General features: G+C 57.7%; 21 protein-coding genes and 2 tRNA genes. 10 read left to right on the top strand and 13 right to left on the bottom strand.

Features of this window, described 5'->3' with window-relative positions; genetic code table 11:
- Positions 1 to 63 precede the first annotated feature (63 nt).
- The 3 genes from dnaG to NOR97_RS05215 form a co-directional block, all read right to left on the bottom strand.
- Entirely contained in the window at positions 64 to 2,010 is a 1,947-nt protein-coding gene (dnaG, locus tag NOR97_RS05225; RefSeq protein ID WP_257600433.1) for a DNA primase, read from the bottom strand.
- 80 nt (positions 2,011 to 2,090) lie between these two features.
- Positions 2,091 to 2,387, bottom strand: coding sequence for a hypothetical protein (locus NOR97_RS05220; RefSeq protein WP_152457544.1), 297 nt, complete (start codon positions 2,385 to 2,387; stop codon positions 2,091 to 2,093).
- A 119-nt stretch (positions 2,388 to 2,506) separates the two neighbouring features.
- A complete protein-coding gene (locus tag NOR97_RS05215) occupies positions 2,507 to 3,937 on the bottom strand; it encodes a Glu/Leu/Phe/Val dehydrogenase (RefSeq protein ID WP_257600432.1) in 1,431 nt (476 codons plus the stop codon).
- 333 nt (positions 3,938 to 4,270) lie between these two features.
- On the opposite strand from NOR97_RS05215, the gene NOR97_RS05210 reads away from it, so the two are divergent.
- From NOR97_RS05210 to NOR97_RS05200, 3 genes are read left to right on the top strand one after another with little or no spacing between them, the layout of a single operon-like run.
- Positions 4,271 to 5,968, top strand: a complete 1,698-nt coding sequence (locus NOR97_RS05210) for a Tad domain-containing protein (protein ID WP_257600431.1) — start codon at positions 4,271 to 4,273, stop codon at positions 5,966 to 5,968.
- Positions 5,965 to 6,495, top strand: coding sequence for a TadE/TadG family type IV pilus assembly protein (locus tag NOR97_RS05205; protein WP_257600430.1), 531 nt, complete (start codon positions 5,965 to 5,967; stop codon positions 6,493 to 6,495). The genes NOR97_RS05210 and NOR97_RS05205 overlap by 4 nt, the downstream gene beginning before the upstream one ends.
- Before the next feature lie 4 nt (positions 6,496 to 6,499).
- A complete protein-coding gene (locus tag NOR97_RS05200) occupies positions 6,500 to 7,099 on the top strand; it encodes a TadE/TadG family type IV pilus assembly protein (protein ID WP_257600429.1) in 600 nt (199 codons plus the stop codon).
- On the opposite strand, the gene NOR97_RS05195 is transcribed toward NOR97_RS05200, so the two are convergent.
- Positions 7,058 to 7,540 carry a hypothetical protein gene (locus NOR97_RS05195; protein WP_257600428.1) on the bottom strand — a complete coding sequence of 161 codons (483 nt, stop codon included), beginning with the start codon at positions 7,538 to 7,540 and terminating at the stop codon, positions 7,058 to 7,060. The two genes, NOR97_RS05200 and NOR97_RS05195, sit on opposite strands and share 42 nt — an antisense overlap.
- Before the next feature lie 157 nt (positions 7,541 to 7,697).
- Here NOR97_RS05195 and NOR97_RS05190 point away from each other — a divergent pair, with 157 nt between their 5' ends.
- On the top strand, positions 7,698 to 8,609 hold the full coding sequence (locus tag NOR97_RS05190) for a pirin family protein (RefSeq protein WP_170346527.1): 912 nt from the start codon (positions 7,698 to 7,700) through the stop codon (positions 8,607 to 8,609).
- A gap of 21 nt (positions 8,610 to 8,630) precedes the next feature.
- Here the strand turns inward: NOR97_RS05190 and NOR97_RS05185 are convergent, their stop codons facing one another.
- Positions 8,631 to 9,218, bottom strand: coding sequence for a TetR/AcrR family transcriptional regulator (locus NOR97_RS05185; protein ID WP_257600427.1), 588 nt, complete (start codon positions 9,216 to 9,218; stop codon positions 8,631 to 8,633).
- Positions 9,219 to 9,320: 102 nt separating this feature from the next.
- Here NOR97_RS05185 and NOR97_RS05180 point away from each other — a divergent pair, with 102 nt between their 5' ends.
- The 6 genes from NOR97_RS05180 to NOR97_RS05155 all read left to right on the top strand — a co-directional run bounded on the left by NOR97_RS05180 (position 9,321) and on the right by NOR97_RS05155 (position 14,144).
- Positions 9,321 to 9,569, top strand: coding sequence for a hypothetical protein (locus NOR97_RS05180; protein ID WP_170346526.1), 249 nt, complete (start codon positions 9,321 to 9,323; stop codon positions 9,567 to 9,569).
- A 127-nt stretch (positions 9,570 to 9,696) separates the two neighbouring features.
- On the top strand, positions 9,697 to 10,983 hold the full coding sequence (locus tag NOR97_RS05175; RefSeq protein WP_257600426.1) for a homoserine dehydrogenase: 1,287 nt from the start codon (positions 9,697 to 9,699) through the stop codon (positions 10,981 to 10,983).
- A gap of 69 nt (positions 10,984 to 11,052) precedes the next feature.
- A complete protein-coding gene (glpX, locus tag NOR97_RS05170) occupies positions 11,053 to 12,036 on the top strand; it encodes a class II fructose-bisphosphatase (RefSeq protein ID WP_257600425.1) in 984 nt (327 codons plus the stop codon).
- Between the two features lie 93 nt (positions 12,037 to 12,129).
- Entirely contained in the window at positions 12,130 to 13,872 is a 1,743-nt protein-coding gene (gene recJ / locus NOR97_RS05165; protein WP_257600424.1) for a single-stranded-DNA-specific exonuclease RecJ, read from the top strand.
- Between the two features lie 98 nt (positions 13,873 to 13,970).
- A tRNA-Glu gene (locus tag NOR97_RS05160) sits at positions 13,971 to 14,045 on the top strand.
- 24 nt (positions 14,046 to 14,069) lie between these two features.
- Positions 14,070 to 14,144 (top strand) — tRNA-Glu (locus NOR97_RS05155).
- 227 nt (positions 14,145 to 14,371) lie between these two features.
- Here the strand turns inward: NOR97_RS05155 and NOR97_RS05150 are convergent.
- The 8 genes from NOR97_RS05150 to NOR97_RS05115 all read right to left on the bottom strand — a co-directional run bounded on the left by NOR97_RS05150 (position 14,372) and on the right by NOR97_RS05115 (position 22,623).
- On the bottom strand, positions 14,372 to 15,094 hold the full coding sequence (locus NOR97_RS05150) for a hypothetical protein (RefSeq protein ID WP_257600423.1): 723 nt from the start codon (positions 15,092 to 15,094) through the stop codon (positions 14,372 to 14,374).
- Positions 15,095 to 15,236: 142 nt separating this feature from the next.
- Positions 15,237 to 17,078 (bottom strand): V-type ATP synthase subunit A, encoded by a 1,842-nt coding sequence (locus NOR97_RS05145; RefSeq protein ID WP_257600422.1) that lies wholly within the window; start codon positions 17,076 to 17,078, stop codon positions 15,237 to 15,239.
- Entirely contained in the window at positions 17,075 to 17,767 is a 693-nt protein-coding gene (locus NOR97_RS05140) for a hypothetical protein (RefSeq protein ID WP_257600421.1), read from the bottom strand. The genes NOR97_RS05145 and NOR97_RS05140 overlap by 4 nt, the downstream gene beginning before the upstream one ends.
- A 1-nt stretch (position 17,768) precedes the next feature.
- Complete coding sequence (locus NOR97_RS05135; RefSeq protein ID WP_170346520.1) at positions 17,769 to 18,446, bottom strand: hypothetical protein; 678 nt, start codon at positions 18,444 to 18,446, stop codon at positions 17,769 to 17,771.
- Entirely contained in the window at positions 18,446 to 18,889 is a 444-nt protein-coding gene (locus tag NOR97_RS05130) for an ATP synthase subunit C (protein WP_152457528.1), read from the bottom strand. The genes NOR97_RS05135 and NOR97_RS05130 overlap by 1 nt, the downstream gene beginning before the upstream one ends.
- A complete protein-coding gene (locus NOR97_RS05125; RefSeq protein ID WP_257600420.1) occupies positions 18,886 to 20,682 on the bottom strand; it encodes a V-type ATP synthase subunit I in 1,797 nt (598 codons plus the stop codon). Before NOR97_RS05125 ends, NOR97_RS05130 begins: the two co-directional genes overlap by 4 nt.
- Complete coding sequence (locus NOR97_RS05120; RefSeq protein WP_257600419.1) at positions 20,679 to 21,284, bottom strand: V-type ATP synthase subunit D; 606 nt, start codon at positions 21,282 to 21,284, stop codon at positions 20,679 to 20,681. The genes NOR97_RS05125 and NOR97_RS05120 overlap by 4 nt, the downstream gene beginning before the upstream one ends.
- Complete coding sequence (locus NOR97_RS05115; RefSeq protein ID WP_257600418.1) at positions 21,262 to 22,623, bottom strand: V-type ATP synthase subunit B; 1,362 nt, start codon at positions 22,621 to 22,623, stop codon at positions 21,262 to 21,264. The genes NOR97_RS05120 and NOR97_RS05115 overlap by 23 nt, the downstream gene beginning before the upstream one ends.
- Positions 22,624 to 22,640 lie beyond the last annotated feature (17 nt).

Here is a 22,640-nt window from a genome sequence, read left to right as displayed (position 1 = left end):
GTATAAGTGATTCGGCCACCCGTTTACCCGTTTTTCTTTTCCAGTGCCTTACGAAAACACCACCTATCGGCGTTTCCGCTCGAATTTGATGCCAGACATGATCGCCGCAAACGCGTCTTTCTCGTCACGATTGATTCGCGCCCCATTGTCAGCAATGTCGAAAACGGCCCTATCTTCGTTCTGGCTTCGACTCGCGCGGTTGCGCTCTTCGGCGGCTTGCGCCAGCCGGTATGTCAGCGCCTCATCGGGCAGATCGGACAGTTCCTCTGCCGCTTCGGCAATCTCGGCATCCAACCCCCGGAGCGCTTTGATCTTTGCGAGTTCCTCGGCCAGTGTCATCTCGGCCTTTTCAACGTCGCCTGGCTTGGACACACAGGGGATGACTGCCACATGGCGAAGGGTCAGCAGGTTTTCAAGGGCGTCCGGCCCCATTGATGCGATAATGTGGTCTTTCAGGTTGTCCGGATCATCGATCGCGTGACGCAGCACAGCGTCGCGCAATGCCGCATAGTCAGGATTGTGACATTCCATTTCTTCCAACTGTTGCTCAAATTGGACAACAACCTTGGGATTCAGAATTGAGATCGCCAGAATAGCGGCTTCACGCAGTTGGATATCCGCGTTTTCCGATGAGGCCAGAAACGAACGGCGCGCGCCCGGCGTCGCGGTCTGCGGCGGCTGCCATTTTCCCCGCGGTTTCCACTGACGATTTTGTGGTTGTCGTTGTGGGCGGAACAGTTGCCAGCGCAGATCTTTGATTTCCTGACCGTAATGCTGGCGGATCGAGGGATCCCGGATCAGCTTGATCTTGTCCCACAGCGCCTTGTCCAGTGCAGCCTTGCGTTCCGGGCTGTCGAATACCTTTCCTTCGGTCTCGCGCTGCCACAGCAGTTTGACCATCGGCACGGCCCCTTCCAGAACGGCCTTCACGGCCCCTGCCCCTTCGGCGCGCAACAGATCATCCGGGTCCTTGCCTTCGGGCATCAAGGCAAACCGCAGGGATTTTCCGGCCTCCAGCAGCGGCAGTGCCAGATCAACCGCCCGCATGGCCGCCCGCAGACCCGCGGCATCCCCGTCCAGCGCTATGATCGGTTCATCCGCGATCCGCCAGAGCAGTTGCAACTGATGTTCCGTAATGGCCGTTCCCAAAGGCGCAACCGACGCGCCAAACCCCGCCTCGGCCAGCGCGATCACGTCCATATACCCTTCGGCCACGATCAGCGGCTGCCCCTTGCCCGCCGCCTGCCGCGCAGGACCTTGATTGTAAAGGCTGCGCCCCTTGTCGAACAACTCGGTCTCGGGCGAGTTCAGGTATTTCGCGTTGTCATTCGGGTCCATCGCGCGGCCACCGAACGCAATGCAGCGCCCACGCGGATCACGGATCGGGTACATGATCCGATTGCGGAAAGTGTCATAGGGTTTTTTGCCTTTGTTTGAAGGCTTGGCCAGCCCGGCGCCAAGGATCAGCTCCTCTTGGATGCTCTTGCCGCGCAGGTGATCCCAAAGCGCCTGCCAACCGTCAGGAGCAAACCCGATCTCCCACCGATCCAGCGCGCTTTGATCCAAACCCCGGCGCGACAGGTAATCCCGTGCCTCTGCGCCCGCCGCTGTTTTGAGCTGCAAGCGAAAAAACTGCACGGCCTGTTCCATCACATCGGCAAGCTGACTGCGGCGATCCTGCTTTTCCTGCGCTTTCGGATCGCGCGCAGGCATCGGCATGCCAGCCTCGCGGGCGAGGATTTCCACCGCTTCGATGAACGAAACATTCTCAGTCTCTTTCACGAAGCTGATCGCGTCGCCCTTGGCGTGACAGCCGAAGCAGTAATAAAACCCCTTCTGATCATCGACATGGAATGAGGCTGTCTTTTCGTGATGAAACGGGCAAGGCGCCCACATGTCACCCTTGCCTTGATTGGATTTGCGCTGATCCCACATCACCTTGCGCCCGACGACCTGAGACAGGCTCAGGCGGGTACGCAGTTCATCCAGAAATCCGGGGGGCAGTGACATGGATCAAACCTGACAGAAACAGGAACGCGCGCCAAGGGTATGACGCGCGTTTGTCCACAGGGAAATGATGGTGCTGTGGATTATTGCTGCAAACACAGCTCGAGCCAAGCGGCGCCCAGATCCTTTTTGCGCACATCGCGCATCTTTTGTTCATAAACCCACGGCGTGATCAGCGGAATCGCGGCATTGTAGTTCTCGGGCCATGTCGGGCCACTATCCGCCACGGCTTGCGCCACATCGCGTTCTTTCACACGGTCCAGCCGCGCCTTTTGGATCGCTGCCACCACATCCGCCTGATACTTGCAGCTTTGTTCCTTAGTTTCCTGAGCGGCCAAAGGGGTGGCCAGCAGAGCCGCGACAATGGCTATACGCAACATGGAGGTCTCCGGGATTCGTTTCTCTGAGTGTCTATTATCCGTCAAACTAACGGGCCGCCATCGACATTCAAGCCGCAGCGCGCAGCGGCGGGGCGAAATGATCACCCCGCCCGCCTGATTCAGAGCCCCTTGGCGCGATAGCTTTTGGCCACGCGGTCGATCGCCACGATATAGGCCGCAGTTCGCAGGTCTTCGACATCGTCGCGGCTGTGCCACACTTCACGCATCGACTGGTAGGCGATACGCATCGTGTCGTCGAGGCCCGAGCGCACCAGTTCAAGCTCATCAGCACCTTTGAGGTATTTGGCCTTGAAGTCCGGCGACATCGACCACGCGTCACCCAGATAACGGTCCAGCCGCTCCAGTTCGCTGACGATCAGTTCATGTCGCGCCTCTTCCTGGCGGCGCTGCATCCGGCCGAAACGAATGTGGCTGAGATTCTTGACCCATTCGAAATAAGACACCGTCACACCGCCTGCGTTGGCATACATATCCGGGATGATGATGGTGCCTTTCTTGCGAAGAACCTCATCCGCGCCAGCGGTGACCGGGCCATTCGCGGCCTCGATGATCAAAGGAGCCTTGATCCGTTCCGCATTGGACAGATTGATGACACCCTCCAGGGCAGCCGGGATCAGGATGTCACACTCGGCCTCCAGAACACTTGCGCCTTCCGCTGAATGAGTCGCGTCCGGATAATCCTTGACGCCGCCATGCTTGACGATCCACTGGCGGACGGCTTCGACGTCGATACCATCCGGGTTATAGAGCGCACCGTCCCATTCGATGATACCGACAATGCTTGAACCGTCTTCCTCGCTCAGAAACTTCGCAGCGTGATAGCCCACGTTGCCGAGCCCCTGCACCACGACGCGCTTTCCATCCAGCTTGCCCGACAGGCCAGCCTTCTGGACGTCTTCAGGGTGACGGAAAAACTCGCGCAGAGCGTATTGGATTCCGCGTCCGGTCGCCTCGACCCGCCCGGCAATGCCACCTGCGTTCAATGGCTTACCGGTCACACAGGCACGCGCATTGATGTCGGTGGTGTTCATCCGCGCGTATTGGTCGGCCATCCAGGCCATCTCGCGCTCGCCCGTGCCCATGTCGGGTGCCGGAACGTTTTGCGACGGGTTGATCAGATCCCGCTTGGCAAGCTCATAGGCAAAGCGTCGCGTGATCTGTTCCAGTTCGTGTTCTTCGTATTTCCGCGGATCGATGCAAAGCCCGCCTTTCGATCCGCCGAACGGTGTTTCGACAAGAGCACACTTGTACGTCATCAGCGCAGCCAGCGCTTCGACCTCATCCTGGTTCACCGCAGTAGCATAGCGAATGCCGCCTTTGACCGGCTCCATATGTTCGGAATGGACGGACCTGTACCCAGTGAAGGTATGGATCTCGCCGCGCAGGCGTACACCGAACCGAACGGTGTAGGTCGCGTTGCAAACCCGGATCTTCTGCTCCAGCCCCGGCGGCAGTTCCATCAGGGCGGCCGCCCTGTTGAACATCAGGTCAACACTCTCGCGAAAGCTTGGTTCTTGGATGCCGGTCATAAAATCCTCCGTACCGCTGGATGACGAAACGTCACGACGTTTTGTCGCACCACTCAAGTCTGGCTGCAATCAAACAATGCACTTTTTTTCATCACCTTCTTAACAGAGACTTGAGCTTCTGATGGTGAGTCGCCCAATCCGGTCAATCGCTTAACGGATTGTCTTCATTTCATCGACAGACCATGGGAAAACGTGAAAATTATACCCCCTGAGTGCCCAAAAAGGCCAAAACCAAGCCTTTTTCGCCCAATTCACGCCACGTTTGAAAACTAAATTTAACCGGAATTTCCTTTCTTTGACGCACGACTTGTATGTGCGAGGCGGAGTCATCAAATGATAATTTTCTCGCTTCAGAACGACGGCTCGAAGCCGAAACACAAGATTTCCCGGTTGCGGCTGTTTTCCCGAGAAGAAGACGGCACTTTTACGATATTCACCCTGCTCATTTTGATCCTGATGCTGGCAATCACCGGAATGGCGATGGATCTGATGACGTACGAGCGCGACCGGGCCAGCCTGCAATCCACGCTGGACCGCGCGGTGCTTGCTGCCGCGGATCTTGACCAGAAACTGCCGCCCAAGGACGTTGTCGACGCCTATATGGAAAAGGCCGGGTTGGGCCATCTTGAGAAAACAGTGACCGTCACCGAAGGGTTTGGCTCGAGAAAAGTGGCCGCAACCGCCAATGCCGTTGTTCCGACGCGTTTCATGAGATTCGGAAAAGTTACCGAACTGAATATGAAAGCGGCAAGCACCGCCATAGAATCCATCGGGTCCGTCGAAATCTCGTTGGTTCTGGACATGTCCGGGTCCATGTCACGGTCTTCGGCGACCGCCGGAAAATCGAAGATCGATGTGTTGAAGACTGCGGCGAAAGGTTTTGTCACGAAAATGCTTGAGGAATCGGGCGAAACGAAGATTTCGATGTCGATTGTTCCCTATGCCACTCAGGTCAATGCCGGGCAGGATATCCTGGACAAATTCACCAACGTGACCTCAGAGCACAACTATTCCCATTGCGTGAACTTTACGTCGGGACAATTTGGGTCTGCAACCCTTGATCCCACTACCTTTTTTCAGCGCACCGGACATTTCGATCCATGGCGCTACACGCAAGCAACTGTAAACGGCCGGACGACTGATGGCGAACCTCCTGCCTACCTTGTTTGCCCCGTTCGCACAGGCAGTGAGATTACAGCCGTCACCGACAACGTCCAATATCTGCACAATCGTATCGATGCCCTGACCGCAAGCGGCAACACATCCATTGATGTTGGCATGAAATGGGGCGTCGGTATGCTGGACCCTTCATTCAAGCCCGTGATTAACGCCTTGGCCACCGAAAACAAGGTGCCTGCCAAATTTGCCAATCGCCCGGAAGCTTACGACTCGGACGTGCTTAAGGTCGTGATCGTAATGACTGACGGAAAAAACACCTCGCAGTACATGTTGGACCCGTCGGTTCGCAGCGGACAGACAGACGTCTGGTTCAATCCAGAATTTGAACACGCGGACGGCAGTAAAGGTGAGTACAGTATTCGCTACTACCATGACCCGCAGGGGAACAATCCGGACCGGTGGGTTTGGATGCAACACACCGAAGAAAACGGCAACTACGTTACCGCAGAACATCCTTTCGGCAATCCACCGAATGAAAATCCGACAAATGAAGAAGTTGGAACTGCTACCCGTCTTTCGTATCCAGAACTGTTCAATCGGGCTTCGCTGTGGTGGAACGCCAAGAACAACTTCTACTGGCAAAGCAACCACGAGAATAACTGGTACTACAGCCTAAGGAAGTCAGTGGGATCGTCCACAAAGAACGCGCGCACGGCCAGTATCTGTGGCGCCGCCAAAGACAAGGGTGTCATCATCTATGGCATCGCTTTCGAGGCCCCCACCAGCGGCTTGAACACCATCAGGTCCTGCGCAAGCTCGGACAGCCATGTACACAATGTAGCTGGATTGGATCTGGACAAGGCGTTTACAGCGATTGCTTCGTCCATCCGCAAATTGAGGCTGACGCAATGATCCGCAAGTCACTGACAAAACTCCGTACTTTCCAGCGATCCGAGTCCGGGAACGCGACGATCGAATTTGTCATGATCATTCCGTTTTTCCTGGCATTCATTGGTATCGGTGGAGAAATGTCACTGATCACCACCAAGCACGCCGCGCTGGAACGTGGTGTTGACCTGGTCGTTCGGGATATTCGTCTGGGCACAGGCACCAACTGGAGCCACGATGTAATCAAGGACCGGATTTGCGACATTTCCGGTATCAAGAATTGTAAAACCAACCTGCGGCTGCAAATGCTCCGCCAGAACGCATTCAATGGCATCGTGCTTTCGGACGAAATACCCTGCACTGACAGTTCCGAAGACCCCAAACCAGTGCTCGACTTCAAAAGCGGGGCCTCAAACGAGTTGATGATTTTGCGTGCCTGCCTGCGTATCGATCCGGTTCTGGAAAGCTCGATCATCGCAAACACGGTTGTCGACGAAAGCGGCCATTATGCAGTGACCGCAACGACCGCATTCGTGCAGGAGCCACGGTAAAGCTATGTCTGTGTTCAGAAACGTGAAAAACCGCATCAAGGCCTTCAAGCAGGACGAAAGTGGCATTCTGACTGTCGAGGCCATCATGATCTTCCCGCTGTTGCTGTGGACGATTACATTTACGTTCACCGCATTCGAGGGGTTTCGTCAAAGCGCGTCAAACCTGAAGGCCGCCTATACGGTCAGCGATCTGATCTCACGTGAATCGGCCGCTGTGACGGATGTCTACATCGACTCACTTCACGAACTCATGGGCGAAATGATCAACAACCGGTCTGAAGTGCGCATGCGTGTCTCGCTGATCCGGTTTGACGAGACTGACGACCGCCATTACGTGGATTGGTCGACCGTGCGCGGCTATGACACGGAATGGAACGACAACAACATCCAGGAAATCGCAAACCGCCTGCCGCCAATGCCGGATCAGGACACGGTCATTCTGGTGGAAACGTCCAACGAGTATATTCCCCAGTTCAAACCCGGTTGGGATCTGGCGACCGGCATTAACTTTCAGAACTTCATCTTCACCCGTCCCCGCTTTTCCACCAAGGTCGCCTGCAACCTAGTGCGCCCTCCGGTCGTCTGCGTGGATAATGGCGCTTAGAACCTCTGACATGAACTTGGCCTCGGCGGCAGACGTCATGCCGCCCACGCCGACCCGGTGACCGATCCGCCACCACAACCCGGGCGCCCATTGTTTCGTATCTTTGTGCTTGGTACGAACCAGAAAGCCGTTTGAAGGCTTGAATGCAAACGCACCGCGATCCACCGATTCAATATCGTCCACTTTTGCGATCACCTGGCCTGACCCGGTACGCAATTCCGACTGAGTCAGCTCAATATGGTCCTGGGTCGCCTGCCAAACGCGATAGGCCAGCCAAAGCGACGCGCCACCAACGGCAAACAGAAAAACCTGCCACACCGGTTCTGGCGGCGATGCCAGAGCAACATATGTAACCAGCGCACCAACCGTCGACAGCATCCCTACTCCGGTCCACCGTCTGGGGGATGACGCCTGAATCGTTGCCAGCACTTCGTCCTGCATGGATGTCTCCTGTCCGTTCAGCTTCGGCTTAGCGATTTTCCGGGGGAAACAACAGGGGCTTGGTTGTGCCGCAAATTTGCACAGCCCCGGTTAGTTCACGCAAATTGACCACATTCACGCAGCGGTTACATGCTGATCAAACGAACCGGAGGCCAACATGTCCCTTAGACCCACACTGGAAACACGCAGGGCAACCCCGACGATGGAAGGGGCTGGCGTGAAACTTCACCGCGCGTTCGGGTTTCAGGACCCGTCCGAACTTGATCCTTTCCTGCTGTTCGACGACTTCAGGAACGAACGCCCGCAGGACTATCAGGCCGGTTTTCCCTGGCATCCGCATCGCGGGATCGAGACGATCACCTATGTTCTGGCCGGATCGGTCGAGCATTCGGATTCGCTGGGCAACACCGGCACTCTGGGCGCCGGTGACGTGCAGTGGATGACAGCGGGGTCCGGTATCCTGCATCAGGAGATGCCGCAGGGAAACTCCTCGGGGCAGATGCACGGATTTCAGCTTTGGGGCAACCTGCCCTCGGATCAGAAGATGACTGCCCCGCGCTATCAGGATGTTCAAAGCAAGGACATCCCCGAGGTCACTGATGACGACGGCACCACCGTTCGGGTGATTGTCGGAGAGTTCTGGGGCAAAACCGGCCCCGTGGACGGCATTGCGGCAGACCCGCAGTACCTGGACATCTCGGTCCCCGCAGGTGTGAAAAAGACGTTCCGCATCGACACTTACCGCCGAGCCTTCGCCTATGTCTTTCAAGGTCAGGCCGCCTTTGCAGATGCATCACGCCCGTCCGGTGTGCTGTTGGAGAAAGAGGTTGCCGGGCAAGAGGTGAATATCCGGGATATGTCGGGTGACCGCACGCTTGTCCGTTTCGGAACGGGGGACGAAATCACCGTTCAGGCTGGCCCCGAAGGCGTGCGGTTTCTGCTGATCTCGGGGGCTCCGATCAATGAACCCGTCGCATGGCACGGGCCCATTGTGATGAACACGCGGGCCGAACTTGAACAAGCCTTTCGGGACCTGCGCAACGGGACCTTCATTCGCCCTGCGCACTGACACTGTGACGGTCTGGCCGTGTCAGGCCGTCACCGCCTTATGCACCATGTTCCAATAAATCTGTTCGACCTCGTCCAGTGACAGCCGCCCTCCGGACCTGTACCAGGTCATCACACCGTTCAACATGGCAATCACCGCCAGCGTGGCGATCTTGGTGTCCGGTATCGCAAACTGACCAGCCTGCTGGCCAGAGTGAAGGATGTCTTCCAACGCGTTTTCGTACTGACGCCGAAGATCTTCGATTTCGGCGAAGTATTCGGGTGAGAGGTTGCGCAGCTCCATATAGGCGATGAACACCTCGTCAGGGCGTTGCAGGTGGAAACGAATGTGAAAACCGACAAATCGGCGCAACGCTTGCTGGCAGTCATCGCAGCGCTCCAGCGCATTGAGCGCTGAAAGCAGATCCTGCATATGTTCCCGCATCAACCGGTACAGCAAACTCTGCTTGTCCGGCGTGTAATTGTACAAAGCCCCTGCCTGAACGCCGACCTCTTTCGCGATCTGCCGCATCGAAACCGCCGCATAGCCGTGGCGGGCAAACAGGTTCAGGGCCGCCTTTCGGATGCGCGGACCTGTGATATCAGAGTGGGAGCCTTGAGTACGTGCCATGCGCCCACAGTATCTGAACAAATGTTCATATAGAACCCCGCTTGATCGACGCCGGCAAAAGGTGCATCACGAAAGGACCAACGAAACCGAAAAGCGTGCCACATGAAACTGCTGCCTGTTCTGCCTATTATTCTTGTGTTTGCCGGGTGTTCAGACTTTCCCGAACTTGAAGGCAGCGAACCGGCCTCGGTCAAATCGGCCCCCTACCCGCGTCTTGTTCCGGTGCAGGAAACGTTGGGGCCTTCGATTGATCCCGTCAGTCAGGCCGCAGAGGTGGAAGAAGACCTGACGCAGCGCAGCGAGGCGCTGGCGAAAAAGGCCCAGGCGCTGCAAAACGCGCAAACCAACTAAAGCGCGGCATTTCACGCCTACAATCCCCCGGTGACGGATTGCACCCTTGGCCTGAACCCGATAAGGCAGCGCTGATCGGGCGGGCGTCCGAAATCAGACAAGTTTCGAGCGGAAAGGAACCCACGAAATGACACAGGCACTGCGGCTGGGAATTGCGGGCTTGGGAACTGTCGGCGTGGGTGTCGTCAAGATTGTCCGCCGCCATGCAGATTTGCTGAAGGCGCGCACGGGCCGGTCGATTGAAATCGTGGCCGTATCTGCGCGGGATCCAAACAAGGACCGTTGCGTGAACCTGTCGGATTATGCGTGGGAAACCGACCCGGTTGCGCTGGCAAAACGCGACGATATCGATGTCTATGTCGAACTGATGGGCGGAGAAAACGGCCCTGCCAAAGCCTCGGTCGAAGCCGCGCTGGCCAGCGGCAAAGACGTCGTGACTGCCAACAAGGCATTGCTGGCCATTCACGGGCAGGAATTGGCCGAACAGGCCGAAGCCGCAGGTCGCGTCATCCGGTTTGAGGCCGCGGTCGCGGGCGGTATCCCCGTAATCAAATCCCTGACCGAAGGACTGGCCGGAAACGAGATCACGCGCGTGATGGGCGTGATGAATGGCACCTGCAACTACATTCTGACCCGGATGCAATCGCAGCGTCAGGGCTACAACGCTCTGTTCGACGAATGCGCCGAACTTGGGTATCTTGAGGCCGACCCCAATCTGGATGTCGGTGGCATCGACGCCGCGCACAAACTGGCTTTGCTGGCCTCGATCGCTTTTGGCACCAAGCCCAATTTCGACGGGATTGAGATCGAAGGCATTCAGCAAATCAGCCTCGACGATATCGACCAGGCCGAGGATATGGGCTTTCGCATCAAGCTGCTGGGCGTGGCACAGCGCACCGCGCGCGGGCTGGAGCAACGCATGCAGCCTTGCCTTGTGCCCAGCGACTCGCCGCTGGGTCAATTGGAAGGCGGCACCAACATGGTGGTGATCGAAGGCGACGCGGTGGAACAGGTTGTTCTGCGCGGCCCCGGCGCAGGCGAAGGCCCGACCGCCAGCGCCGTGATGGGCGACGTCTGCGATCTGGCACGCGGGCTGCAAATCCCGACCTTTGGCCGACCGGCCAAAACGCTTGAGGCCGCGGCCCCCGCCGTCACGGGCCTGCCGGCGCCTTATTATCTGCGGCTGGGCCTGCTGGACAAACCGGGCGCCCTGGCCAAGGTTGCAGCCATTCTGGGCGATGCCGGCGTTTCCATAGACAGGATGCGCCAGTATGCCCATGCCGAAAGCACGGCGCCTGTGTTGATCGTTACCCACAAAACCACCCGCGCCGCGCTGGACGTTGCGCTGGACGGTTTCCGGGAAACGGATGTGGTCGCCGGTGCCCCCGTCGCATTGCGGATTGAAGAGGTTTGAACTTGCGGCCTGCATGAAACGCAAGCTATGCCCATAGAAACGGCTTAAATGACCAGAGGATACTGAACAATGAGTGCTGCCAAAACCGATTTCAACGACCGCCTGCTGTCTCTGGGGCTGGCAAGGGTGGCGGAACAGGCTGCGCTGGCCTCGGCTTTTCTGGTGGGGCGAGGTGACGAGAAAGCCGCCGACCAGGCCGCCGTGAACGCAATGCGCGAACAGCTGAACCTGCTGGACATAGCTGGCGTCGTGGTGATCGGTGAAGGAGAACGCGACGAAGCTCCGATGCTTTATATCGGCGAAGAAGTCGGCACCGGAAACGGCCCCGGCGTGGACATCGCGCTGGACCCGCTGGAAGGCACAACGCTGACCGCAAAGGATATGCCCAACGCGCTGACCGTGATTGCCATGGGCCCGCGCGGCTCAATGCTGCATGCGCCCGACGTCTACATGGACAAGCTTGCCGTTGGTCCGGGCCTGCCCGAGGGCGTCGTCAGTCTGGACATGTCTCCACGCGAACGGGTGGAAGCCTTGGCAAAGGCCAAGAACTGCAAGCCTGCGGACATCACCGTCTGCATTCTGGAACGCCCGCGTCATGAAGCCATGATTGCCGAAGTGCGCGAAACCGGAGCATCGATCCGCCTGATCACCGATGGTGATGTGGCTGGCGTCATGCATTGCGCGGAAAGCGAAGTGACCGGTATCGATATGTATATGGGCCAGGGTGGCGCCCCCGAGGGGGTGTTGGCTGCTGCTGCGCTGAAATGCATGGGCGGACAGATCTTTGGTCGTCTGTTGTTCCGCAACGATGACGAACGAGGCCGTGCCGCCAAGGCAGGCATCACCGATCTGGACCGGGTCTATTCGCGGGACGAGATGGTGACTGCGGATGTGATCTTTGCCGCAACGGGTGTGACCGGCGGCTCTCTGTTGCCGCGCATCAAGCGCGAGCCGGGTTGGGTGGAAACCACGACGCTGCTGATGCGTTCAAAAACCGGGTCCGTACGCCGCATGTCGTATCGTACCCCCACGTGGCCGCATGATAACGCCTAACGGCTTGCGCCGTTGCCTCCGGCGGGAGTATTTGGGAAAAGATGAAGAGGCCGGGTCCGAAAGGATCCGGCCTTGGTTCATAAGGGGCGGGCAATGGGTTTTCTTGGCGTAGAACAATCACTGACCGGGCGGCGCTGGGTTGGCCCGGAAGCCGAGTTGGAACGGGCTGCCGAGATGATGACTCAACAGACCGACCTGCCGCGTGCGGTATGTCAGGTTCTGGCCCGTCGTGGCGTGCCGGTCATGGAGGCGCGCGGCTTTCTGGACCCCAAGCTCAAAGAGCTGCTGCCCGATCCTCGAGACATGAAAGACATGGAAGTCGCGGCCGCACGCTTCCTGGACGCCGTACGCCGTCGCGAGAAGATCGCGGTGTTCGCGGATTACGATGTTGACGGCGGCAGTTCTGCCGCGCTGCTGTTGGTCTGGCTTCGGCAGATGGGCTTGCAGGCGACGCTTTATGTGCCGGATCGGATTGATGAGGGATATGGTCCGAATGTTCCGGCAATGCGGGAACTGGCAACCAGCCACGACCTGATCATTTGCGTCGATTGCGGTACGCCCAGCCATGAACCGATCGCCGCAGCCACGGGGGCGGACGTGATTGTTCTGGATCACCACCTCGGCGGCGAAACCCTGCCGGACTGCGTTGCCGTCGTGAATCCCAACCGGCAGGATGAAAGCGGCGATCTGGGCTATTTCTGCGCGGCGGGTGTCGTGTTTCTGATGCTGGTCGAAGCTGGGCGCCAATTGCGCGCGGCGGGCGCAAAGGGGCCCGACCTGATATCGATGCTGGACCTGGTGGCCCTGGCAACCGTAGCTGACGTCGCGCCTTTGATCGGTGCCAATCGCGCCCTGGTTCGACAGGGCCTGAAAGTGATGGCGCAAAGGCAACGCCCCGGACTTGTCGCATTGTCCGATGTCTCGCGCATGGATACGGCGCCCAACAGCTATCACCTGGGTTTTCTGCTTGGCCCCCGCGTGAACGCAGGCGGTCGCATCGGGCAGGCCGATCTGGGTGCCCGCCTGCTGAGCACGGATTCCCTGCACGAGGCACAGGCCCTGTCCGAACGTCTGGACGCGCTGAACACAGAACGCCGGGATATCGAAAACGCCGTGCGCGCCGCCGCGATGGAGCAGGCCGAGGGTCGCGGACTCGACGCGCCACTGGTCTGGGCCGCCGGTGAGGGCTGGCATCCGGGGGTGGTGGGCATCGTGGCGTCTCGATTGAAAGAAACCGCCAACCGTCCGGCCATCGTGATCGGTTTTGACGGTGATGAGGGCAAAGGCTCGGGGCGTTCGGTCTCGGGCGTGGATCTGGGGGCGTCGATCCAGCGGCTCGCGGCCGAAGGGTTGCTGGTCAAGGGCGGTGGTCACAAGATGGCTGCTGGACTTACCGTCATGCGCGACAAACTGGAACCTGCCATGGAACGTCTCAGTGAACTGCTGGCAAAACAAGGCGCAGGTCAGGGCGGCCCGGCGGATTTGAAGCTGGACGGTGCCCTTATGCCCGGTGCCGCAACAGTGGAGTTGGTCGAACAGATCGAACAGGCCGGACCGTTCGGCGCCGGAGCCCCTGCCCCGCGATACGCGATTCCGGATCTACAGGTGCGTTTTGCCAAACGTGTGGGGGAAACGCACCTGAAGCTATCGTTGTCCGATGGCATGGGCGGTGGGCTGGATGCGATTGCCTTTGGTGCCTTTGACGGTCCGATGGGCGAGAAACTGTCAAATCATGGAGGCGCGCGCTTTCATTTTGCAGGCAGGCTTGAGGTGAATACCTGGGGTGGACGGCAATCCGTGCAGCTCAGGCTCGAGGACGCGGCAGAGGCAAATTGACATCTCGCTCTGACCGCGCAAAAAACTTTCAAGTCCCTGCGTTTTTCGGCTTGCGGGGGTCACGGTGAAACCGTAAAAGGCCCCCCACAAGCCAGCGTGGCCCGTTCGTCTATCGGTTAGGACGCCAGGTTTTCAACCTGGAAAGAGGGGTTCGATTCCCCTACGGGCTACCACTTGTGCTTGCGTCACTACCAAGTGGCCCGTTCGTCTATCGGTTAGGACGCCAGGTTTTCAACCTGGAAAGAGGGGTTCGATTCCCCTACGGGCTACCATTTTCCATTTCAAATGATAACTAAAATGGAGCGTATCTGCTTAGCCGGCGCAGGGTTTCCCGTTTTTTGAATAAGTTGATCATTCAAAAAAATGTGAATTGATTTTCGTCGGCGGAGTGCCTCATAGACTTTGCGGGGCCCACACAATGCCGAATACTGTTTCAAAAAGAAGTGTGTGACCGATTACAGAAGCTTTTGGTTCCAGATCTCAATAACACACGCCCCAATCACTCAAACGCGTCGAGGTATTTGTCGACGATTGCCCAAGTTTTTGTGAGAATGTCCTCGCGAAAATTCTCTGAAAAATTTGGTAATCCTCCATGACGTAAGTCTTTGGCCGCTTCAGATATGAAGCTGATCTCACCCTTAGTTATACCTGCTACCTCTCGAAATTTCTGCCACTGGGTCGACCGATCCTTATCCAAAAGTCCGTGCGAAACTGCGCAGTGACGACGAATAGCTTCAATAGCACGATAACAATAGAATGGACTGTCATCAGCATGCTGAATGGCGCTCGTTAAGTCGTTGAAGCAACGTGAAACGAACATTCCGCCTTCGCTTAGAAACAAAGTCCGCAACTTTCTAAGTCGGGCATCTACGTCTATTTTGCCCCTAGGCTCTGAAATACAAGGAACCTCAATGCCGTACACGTAGTCAACGCCTTTTGAATGGTTGACCACGCGAGTTATTTCAATTTCGTATCCTCTACCCAATAGGTAGCCAAGTGCAGTCAAATCCACTCGAACCGCATTCTGTACAATATTGCGAAGGTCGAAAATGTTCCATTCCAGTTCTGAGTGGACGCGAACTACAAGCTGGTTCAGGATAATACTTACTTCAGCCCGAAAGGTGGTGTCAGTCTCCTTTCGGTGTACTGTCAAATCCGATTGGAAGGACAACTGGGCTCTCTCGGGGAGAATTCGGCCCGAGAAAAAATATGGTTCTACCACGTATACCTCGTGAATTATTGATCAACTAAGCTTGCTACTCGGCTCCCACAAAAAAGCTGCAAGCCGAGCATTTTGCAATTGGTCAGCTTTGGGAAACTACTAAAAAAATATGCTATCCCCTACGGGCTACCATTTCACCTGATCACACTCCGAACTTTTCCTGGCACAGGTTTTCGATCTTTTGCCAGGTGGATTTGTATTCGGGTGTGTTTTCTGCCGCGTAGTGAAAGTTTTTCATCAGCCCGGTCAGTTGCGTGAACACCTGCCTTACCTCGGTCTTGTCGACAAAGACCGCCCTGGATTGCGTCACATCGTACACAAGCTTGAACGTCTTTATCTGCCGTTCAAGCGGCACCGTCGCATCGACTGTGTCAAATGCGTCCTGCTGCAAATAGACCATATCGACGAACAACGCTTTCTGTTGGGTTACAAAGTCGTCAAGTGTGACGCCCTCTTCCCCGGTGACCTGCATCATCTGATCGACCTGTTCGCCTTTTTCGATCAGGGCCAAAAGGGTGCGCACTTTGGCTGTCCACCCTGGCTCGGCGTTCCTGTCATACCAGTCGGACAATTGGTCAGCATACCGGGACCAGCTGAGCATCGGATCGACCGCTGGATAAAACCGCTTGTAGGCGCGTTCGGATGACAACCCGAGGAAACACTTGACCGTCGACAAGGTTGACTGGGTTACCGGCTCGTCAAAATTGCCGCCAGCAGGCGAAACCGTTCCGATCAGCGTCAGGCTGCCAAGATCCCCATCATTCGTTTTCAGCGCCCCGGCGCGTTCGTACAAACCCTTGATCGAGCTTTCCAGATAGGCCGGGAACCCTTCTTCGCCCGGAATTTCCTCGAGCTTGCCAGAGGTCTCGCGCATGGCTTGCGCCCACCGGCTGGTGCTGTCGGCGATCAACAAGACATCGTGGCCCATCTGGCGATAATACTCGCCCAACGTAATGCCGGTGAAGATCGACGCCTCGCGCGCGGCAACCGGCATGGATGACGTGTTGCAGATGATGATCGTCCGATCCATCAGGCTGCCGCCGGTGGTTGGATCGGTCATCTTCGGAAATTCCTCGATGGTCTCGACCACCTCACCTGCACGTTCGCCGCAGGCCACGACGATCACGATATCAACCTTCGCGTTCCGTGCGATCAGGTTTTGCAGCACGGTCTTGCCCGCTCCGAACGGACCGGGAATACAGGCGGTGCCGCCGCGCGCAATCGGAAAGAACGTGTCGATCAGTCGTTGCGACGTCAGAACCGGTTCCGTCGGATACAACCGTTCGGACAGCGCGCGCTTCAGTACATTTTCCGGCAGTGGTCGCCGAACCGGCCATTTCTGCGAAAGCGTCAGCGTATGCTCGCCACCGTCTTCGTCTTCCAGACGGGCCACGATGTCATGGATCGTGGCCGCGCCTTTTTGCACCCAGACCACCTTGTACGCGCCGGTCCAGTTGAAAGGCAGCATGATCTTGTGGCTGAGATGGCCTTCGGGCACTGTTCCGATGTTGTCCCCGGCAGTGACCGTATCGCCCACCGTCACCGACGGCGTAAAGGACCATTTCGCATGTTCATCCAAGGGCGCGACATCTGCGCCGCGCGGCAAGAAGGTTCCAAATTCGGCGGCCACCTTGGGCAAAGGCGATTGCAACCCGTCAAAAACCTGCCCCAGCAGCCCCGGACCAAGCTCTACCGACAAAAGCTGACCTGATTGCTCCACCGGGTCGTCAACCGCCACCCCATCAGTGCTTTCATAGACCTGAACGTCCGCCATATCCCCACGTACGCGCAGCACTTCGCCCTTGAGCCTTTCCTGACGCCCACCGGGGCCGGAACGCGAAGGCAATATGTAAACCACTTCGTTTTTGACCAGTTGACCGGGGTGGCCGGTCGTGTCCGAATTGGCCTGTATCCGCACAAGCCCTTCCTGAACCAGGACGACACGTGCGGTCGATGAGTGTTTGGCTGAGATTGGGGCTGTCATGCGCTTGCTCCCTCAAAATCGACTTCAGCGAAATCGGCCATGGCCTGTTGTGCCAGTTTCTCAAATCTCTTGGCGGCTTCCGCAGCGCTGCTTTGCGCCCAGCGGTCGAAGATGTTCCAGATCAGAACGTAAATGGCGACCGCCTCGAAATCGAACATGTGACGAGCCGCGTGCCGCTTGAGCTGCTTGTGGCTTATCGACAAAAGCAGACGTTCCAGACCCAGCGGATCTTCGTTTTCCAGCAATTGGGTTGCCTCTTTGATCCAGGGCATGAGCCGTTCCAGACGAAAGCTGGGATCACTCCAATTGGCGGGAATGTGGCGGCTCCATCGTCCGACCCCAAAAGGGCCTGATGGCGCTGGTTCTCCGCGTTTTCTCAATCGCAATGCCGCGACCGCCGAGCGCAGTTCCATGCGTTCCATGAAAAGCTTGCGCAAGGTGGGCTGAGGGATGTCCAGCATCGCTTGTTTGCAGCGCTGGATCGCCTGAGCGTCGGTGACATCCATGTCGTAGGCGCTCCAGCTCAACGCATGCTCGAGGATCTTCAGAACTTTGCTGTCCTCCGGTGTCAAAGCCGTCAATCGACGGTCCAGCCTGATACGTGACAGGGGCGGCTGCCTGGCAACGAACAGCCGTTCCGAACCCGGAAGGCTGCACATCAACGCGATATAGGCGTCCTGCTTTGACATCTCAGCGGATGACCCCTTCCAGCACGGCGCGGAACCGGGGCTGCAAATGCTCCATCAACAGCGACGCCACCGCCTTATCCGTCAGGTCCAGAACAACACCCTGATCTTCTGCGCGGACGCGGATGCCTTCCTGCACGTCATCGGCTGCGTGCAACTCGACATTCTCGCGCAGCATCTTCGCGGTCAGCCCAAGAACATATTTCGTCAGCTTGCCGGATTGAATGTCATCGGCATTTTGCTTGATGTCTTCCTGCGTGGCGACCCTGGCAGGCAGGATAACGGAAACCTTGCCGTCCAGGTTTGCACTTGCCCCGGCCCGGCCTACCACCTCGAGGATCATCTGCCTGAGAAGCTCGGGATCGGACATCTCTTTGGTTACAAGGCGTTCGACATCTGCCTTGAAGCGATCCGTCAGACCTGCCTTCATGGTCAGCACGGCATCCCGCATCGCCGTGTTCAATGCTTCTTCCCCGGCAGCCCTGTAATTGTCGGTCTCTGTGCGGGCTTTCTTTTTCAACTCCTCGGCTTCGCGCTTTGCCTCTGCCACGATGCGCGCGGCTTCGGCTTTTGCTTCTGCGCGCAGCTTTTCGGCTTCGGCCTGACCTGCGGCAACCCCATCGTTGCGCAATTTGTCGATCAGGGCGTCCACGCCGTGCGAAATCGTTCCGTTCTGTGCCATCAGCTGATCCCCGCACTAATGACCAGTGCAAACACGAAGGCAAAAACACCAAACCCTTCGATGATTGCGGCGGGGGCCAGGGCAAGGCCAAAAATCTCGGGCTTTTCCTTGGTCGCGTTGATCGCAGCCGCACAGGCCCGACCCTGCCAGATGCCGCAATACATCAGCGCGATGCCCGACAGGATGCCGATGCCGAACAGACCGCCCGCGTTTTCAGGCGTCACGTCGCGGTTCAGGGTAAACATGATGACGATCCCATAGATGACCATCGTTGAGGGAAACGCGGATACACCCACGAAACGGCCATAGCCGCCCTCGGTTTCCGTCATGGCCCCGATACTGGCCATCCCGGCGATCGAACACCCTATGGCGCTGGCCGCAGCCCCCAATGCCATTGGCGCATAAATACCCAGCCAACCCAGTGTAAGAACAAGCTCATTCATTCCTGAACCTCCTTGCGGGCAAACGGACGAAAGATGATGCCTTCATCCGGCAGACCCCATTTAAAGAATTCGATGTAATTGAGACGCAAACCGTGCACGACGCCGCTCATCATCGCGAGCGCGAAGTTCAAAACATGACCTATGATCAGGATCAGCAACCCAAACAGAATGCCCGGCCCCTTAAGGGCCTGCATGACCGACACCGCCAGATCATTGAACGTGATCGCCAGCGAGGCCGAAGCAAGGCCCAGCGCAAAAAGGCGCATATAGCTGAGAACATCCCCAAACGCGCCCATCGCCCCGGCAAGGCTTTGAAACCCTTCGATCAAACGCCAGATCCAGTCCATCGGCCTCTGGATGACCCGCTCGCTGGAAAACAGCACAATCGCCACGATGCCGGCGGTCAGAATAGCCGCGCCCGGCACCGGCGATTTGCCGTTCATGTAGCCGAGCCAAAGGACAAACCCGCCGATCAGGGCCGCAATCCAGCCCAGATTGGCAACCGCCTTGCGTTGCCCCCACGCCGCGCGGGCCGCAAGTGCGTTGGCCAGGACAAGGTGTATAACGCCAACGACGATCGAGACCATCATCATCGCGCCGAAATCGTTCAAATCCAGCACCTTGAGCCTTGCCCAAATCGAGCCGGCAGCCGGTGATACCCCAAAATAGCTGCCCACCATGACGCCGTAAAACATCGTAACAGCCGAGATGATCAGACCGAACAGACGCCAGGATCTTTGACCTGCCGTGCCATCCATCCGTCTCCAAAAGGCCAGCACCGCCAGCAGGATGACAGCACCGTACCCGGCATCCGCCACGATCATGGCAAAGAAGATCGCGAAGGACGCCGAGACGATGACGCTGGGGTCCCAGTCCTGATATCCGGGCACTTGATAGAACAACGCCAGATCGACAGCGGCACTGCGGTTTTGAGGCTGCTCCAGCAAGGTCGGGGGCGTGTCGCCCGGCCCCGGATCTTCAATCAGTACGGCCGAGCCCTTGGCGTTTGCCATGGCAAGAACAGTCTCCACCTGATCCACGGGAACCCACCCCTGCAAAGCAAACACTGCCTCTTCGTCGCGCACTTTCTGCGTCGCATGGGCAAGCTCAGCGGCACTTTCGGCGACGGACAGGTTCCGGCGCATCAATGTCAGATAGCGCGTCAGCGCAACGCGTTCGGCTTCCAACGCCTCGAGGGCGATCTCGGCCTCTTCCAACTGGGCCTCAAGCTCGTGCACAGGCAGCGAGCCAACATGCGTTCGCGGAACAGGAAGAACGCCATCATCGGGTTCGTCAGGTGAAATCAGAACGGCATACAGGTACCGGTGGTCTTCCGCCAATATTGCCCATGGGAATCTGACCTCGGACAGGGCATCCCGGTGCTTCAGCGGCAGCTGATAGAACCACAGCCTGTTGCCAGCCAGCGCATCGCTCGGCGGAAAATCCAAATCACCCCAGGGTCGCACCTGGGCGATGCGATGGGCCAGAAAGTCACGCCGGTCCATCGTATCCCGAGTGCGCTGCATGAGGTCGGTCACCTCGCGCACGAAACGGTCCATGTCGAAATCCGGGGCGCGCTTGATCTGACGGCGTGGTTCAGGCACTTCTGCAAGGAAACGCAACGCCTTATACGCCTCTCTTGCACCACGATCGCTGATCTTTTCCGGTTCGTTTGGCGGCGGTACAAGCGGCAAAACATGCATGCAGCCAAGGGTCTGAAGCGCCTCAAGCGTGTCCGCCTTTTTTGCAGCCGGCCCTATCAGGGACATCTTTTTCAAACGCGCAACGCTCATGTCACAGCTTCCTGCGCGTGCTTGCGTTTCGAGATCTTTGACCGCACGACAGCCTGCATCTGTTCGTCGCTCAGGTAGATGCGGATTCTTTTGATGTTGGCCTTGGCGCGCGGGATCAGAACCTTTTCGAACAAGTTGACCCGCTGGGTAATGGTGGCCACCGCCCTTTCGAAGATGCGAACCCGTTCTTCGGCAATTTTCACCCGCACCCGCGCTTCGATGACGTCGTGCAGCAAAAGCGCAGCAGCATCGACCCAATGGGGCTTGGCCAAAACGGAATACGGGCGCACCACCACGTCGATCCGATCAAGGTCAGGCAGTTTGACCCCCACCACATTGACCTCTTTGACCTTGTAGTCTCTGAGCGCGACCAGCCCATCCAGAACGACACCCTGCTGGGCCAGCATCGGAAGCCTTTCACCAACCTGTTGCACCAGTGCCTGCACCTTTTGCTCAAGACGGTCGACCTCTTCCCGGGCCCGGGCCCGTTCAGCCATCAACTGTTGCCGCTTCAGGTCCAGCGACGGCAGGAACCGCTCATAGCTTTTCAGCTGTGTCTGCTCGCGTGCAAGCGACGATTTATTCAGCTGCAACCGCGCCATTGGCATCCTTCGGGAAATACTTGTCGATCAGTGCCTGCTTCATCAGCAACTGTTCAGGCGCAAAGCACTCTGCCAGAGTCTTCCAACCCAGATCCAGCGCCTCTTCCAGCGGGATCGAAACATTGATGTCCATGAACCGAGACCGGAACAGGCCGCCGAATTTCAGCAACTGGTGATCATAGTCTGACAGGTCGAAGGCCATCGCCTGTTTCTGCGCGGCATCGCGGCTTTCAGAATAGAAACGGATCATCGTGTTCATGATCTGCCCGTGATCTTCGCGAGTGGTCTTGCCGATCACGTTCTGCTTGAGGCGCGACAGGCTGCCGAACGGATCGATCACACCGGAATGCAGATAGAACTGCCCTTCGGTGATATAGCCGGTGTTGTCAGGCACCGGGTGCGTTACGTCATTTCCGGGCATGGTCGTGACGGTCAGCACCGTGACCGACCCGCCTTTGGCATAGTCACAGGCCTTCTCGTATCGGCGCGCAAGCTGCGAATACAGGTCCCCCATATAGCCGCGCTGAGATGGCACCCTCTCCTGACTGATGCCAACCTCTTTCATCGCGTCAGCATAGGCGGTCATGTCGGTCAGCAGGACCAGTACGCGCTTGCCCTCTTCCACAGCAAACTTCTCGGCCACCGCCAGCGCCATGTCGGGCACCAGCAAACGTTCGACCAAAGGATCCATCGCCTGGTTGACGAACATGACGGTGCGCGAAAACACGCCCGCATCTTCGAACGAGGTGCGAAACGTGTGGTAGTCGTCAAAAATCAATCCCAGCCCGCCAAAGACCACGATATCTGCGTCTGCCTGGATACCGATTCGGCTGAGGAACGCGTTGAATGGCTCTCCTGAAACCGAGAAGATCGGGATTTTCTGGCTCTCGACCAATGTGTTGAACACGTCGATCATCGGCACATCCGTGCGGATCATTCTGTTTGGAACCGCGCGTTCCGCCGGATTGACGGTCGGTCCGCCAATATCGATATGCGGTTCCGCAGACAGGTCGGGACCTCCATCTATTGCCACACCGGCGCCATCAAAGACGCGGCCCAGAATATTGTCCGAATAAGGTGTCTGCATCGGGTGACCGAGGAAGGTCGCCGTTGCTTCGGTCGATATGCCCTTGGTGCCGGAAAACACCTGCAACGTGACGACATCCCGGTCGATGAAGATCGTCTGGGCCAGTGATTTTCGGCCATCCACCGTCTCGATCACAGCGAGGTCGTTGAACCGGACAGTCGGTTCACGAGTGCCCCCGATTGGCACTCGAACCTTGATTGTGTCCCCGACGATTTCCAGAACACGCGTGTACTTCAACAGACTTCGGGACATTGCTTATCCTCACTGTT

The sequence above is a fragment of the Ruegeria sp. YS9 genome (assembly GCF_024628725.1).
In the GTDB taxonomy this organism is placed as follows: Bacteria; Pseudomonadota; Alphaproteobacteria; order Rhodobacterales; family Rhodobacteraceae; genus Ruegeria; species Ruegeria atlantica_C.
Note: the sequence above shows the minus strand (reverse complement) of the source record. Positions and strands in the feature narration are given on the sequence as shown.

Bases quoted from the DNA above. Each gene is read 5' to 3' on its own strand.
- dnaG (WP_257600433.1), bottom strand. From the start codon at position 2,010: ATGTCACTGCCCCCCGGATTTCTGGATGAACTGCGTACCCGCCTGAGC.
- NOR97_RS05220 (WP_152457544.1), bottom strand. From the start codon at position 2,387: ATGTTGCGTATAGCCATTGTCGCGGCTCTGCTGGCCACCCCTTTGGCC.
- NOR97_RS05215 (WP_257600432.1), bottom strand. From the start codon at position 3,937: ATGACCGGCATCCAAGAACCAAGCTTTCGCGAGAGTGTTGACCTGATG.
- NOR97_RS05210 (WP_257600431.1), top strand. From the start codon at position 4,271: ATGATAATTTTCTCGCTTCAGAACGACGGCTCGAAGCCGAAACACAAG.
- NOR97_RS05205 (WP_257600430.1), top strand. From the start codon at position 5,965: ATGATCCGCAAGTCACTGACAAAACTCCGTACTTTCCAGCGATCCGAG.
- NOR97_RS05200 (WP_257600429.1), top strand. From the start codon at position 6,500: ATGTCTGTGTTCAGAAACGTGAAAAACCGCATCAAGGCCTTCAAGCAG.
- NOR97_RS05195 (WP_257600428.1), bottom strand. From the start codon at position 7,540: ATGCAGGACGAAGTGCTGGCAACGATTCAGGCGTCATCCCCCAGACGG.
- NOR97_RS05190 (WP_170346527.1), top strand. From the start codon at position 7,698: ATGTCCCTTAGACCCACACTGGAAACACGCAGGGCAACCCCGACGATG.
- NOR97_RS05185 (WP_257600427.1), bottom strand. From the start codon at position 9,218: ATGGCACGTACTCAAGGCTCCCACTCTGATATCACAGGTCCGCGCATC.
- NOR97_RS05180 (WP_170346526.1), top strand. From the start codon at position 9,321: ATGAAACTGCTGCCTGTTCTGCCTATTATTCTTGTGTTTGCCGGGTGT.
- NOR97_RS05175 (WP_257600426.1), top strand. From the start codon at position 9,697: ATGACACAGGCACTGCGGCTGGGAATTGCGGGCTTGGGAACTGTCGGC.
- glpX (WP_257600425.1), top strand. From the start codon at position 11,053: ATGAGTGCTGCCAAAACCGATTTCAACGACCGCCTGCTGTCTCTGGGG.
- recJ (WP_257600424.1), top strand. From the start codon at position 12,130: ATGGGTTTTCTTGGCGTAGAACAATCACTGACCGGGCGGCGCTGGGTT.
- NOR97_RS05145 (WP_257600422.1), bottom strand. From the start codon at position 17,078: ATGACAGCCCCAATCTCAGCCAAACACTCATCGACCGCACGTGTCGTC.
- NOR97_RS05140 (WP_257600421.1), bottom strand. From the start codon at position 17,767: ATGTCAAAGCAGGACGCCTATATCGCGTTGATGTGCAGCCTTCCGGGT.
- NOR97_RS05135 (WP_170346520.1), bottom strand. From the start codon at position 18,446: ATGGCACAGAACGGAACGATTTCGCACGGCGTGGACGCCCTGATCGAC.
- NOR97_RS05130 (WP_152457528.1), bottom strand. From the start codon at position 18,889: ATGAATGAGCTTGTTCTTACACTGGGTTGGCTGGGTATTTATGCGCCA.
- NOR97_RS05125 (WP_257600420.1), bottom strand. From the start codon at position 20,682: ATGAGCGTTGCGCGTTTGAAAAAGATGTCCCTGATAGGGCCGGCTGCA.
- NOR97_RS05120 (WP_257600419.1), bottom strand. From the start codon at position 21,284: ATGGCGCGGTTGCAGCTGAATAAATCGTCGCTTGCACGCGAGCAGACA.
- NOR97_RS05115 (WP_257600418.1), bottom strand. From the start codon at position 22,623: ATGTCCCGAAGTCTGTTGAAGTACACGCGTGTTCTGGAAATCGTCGGG.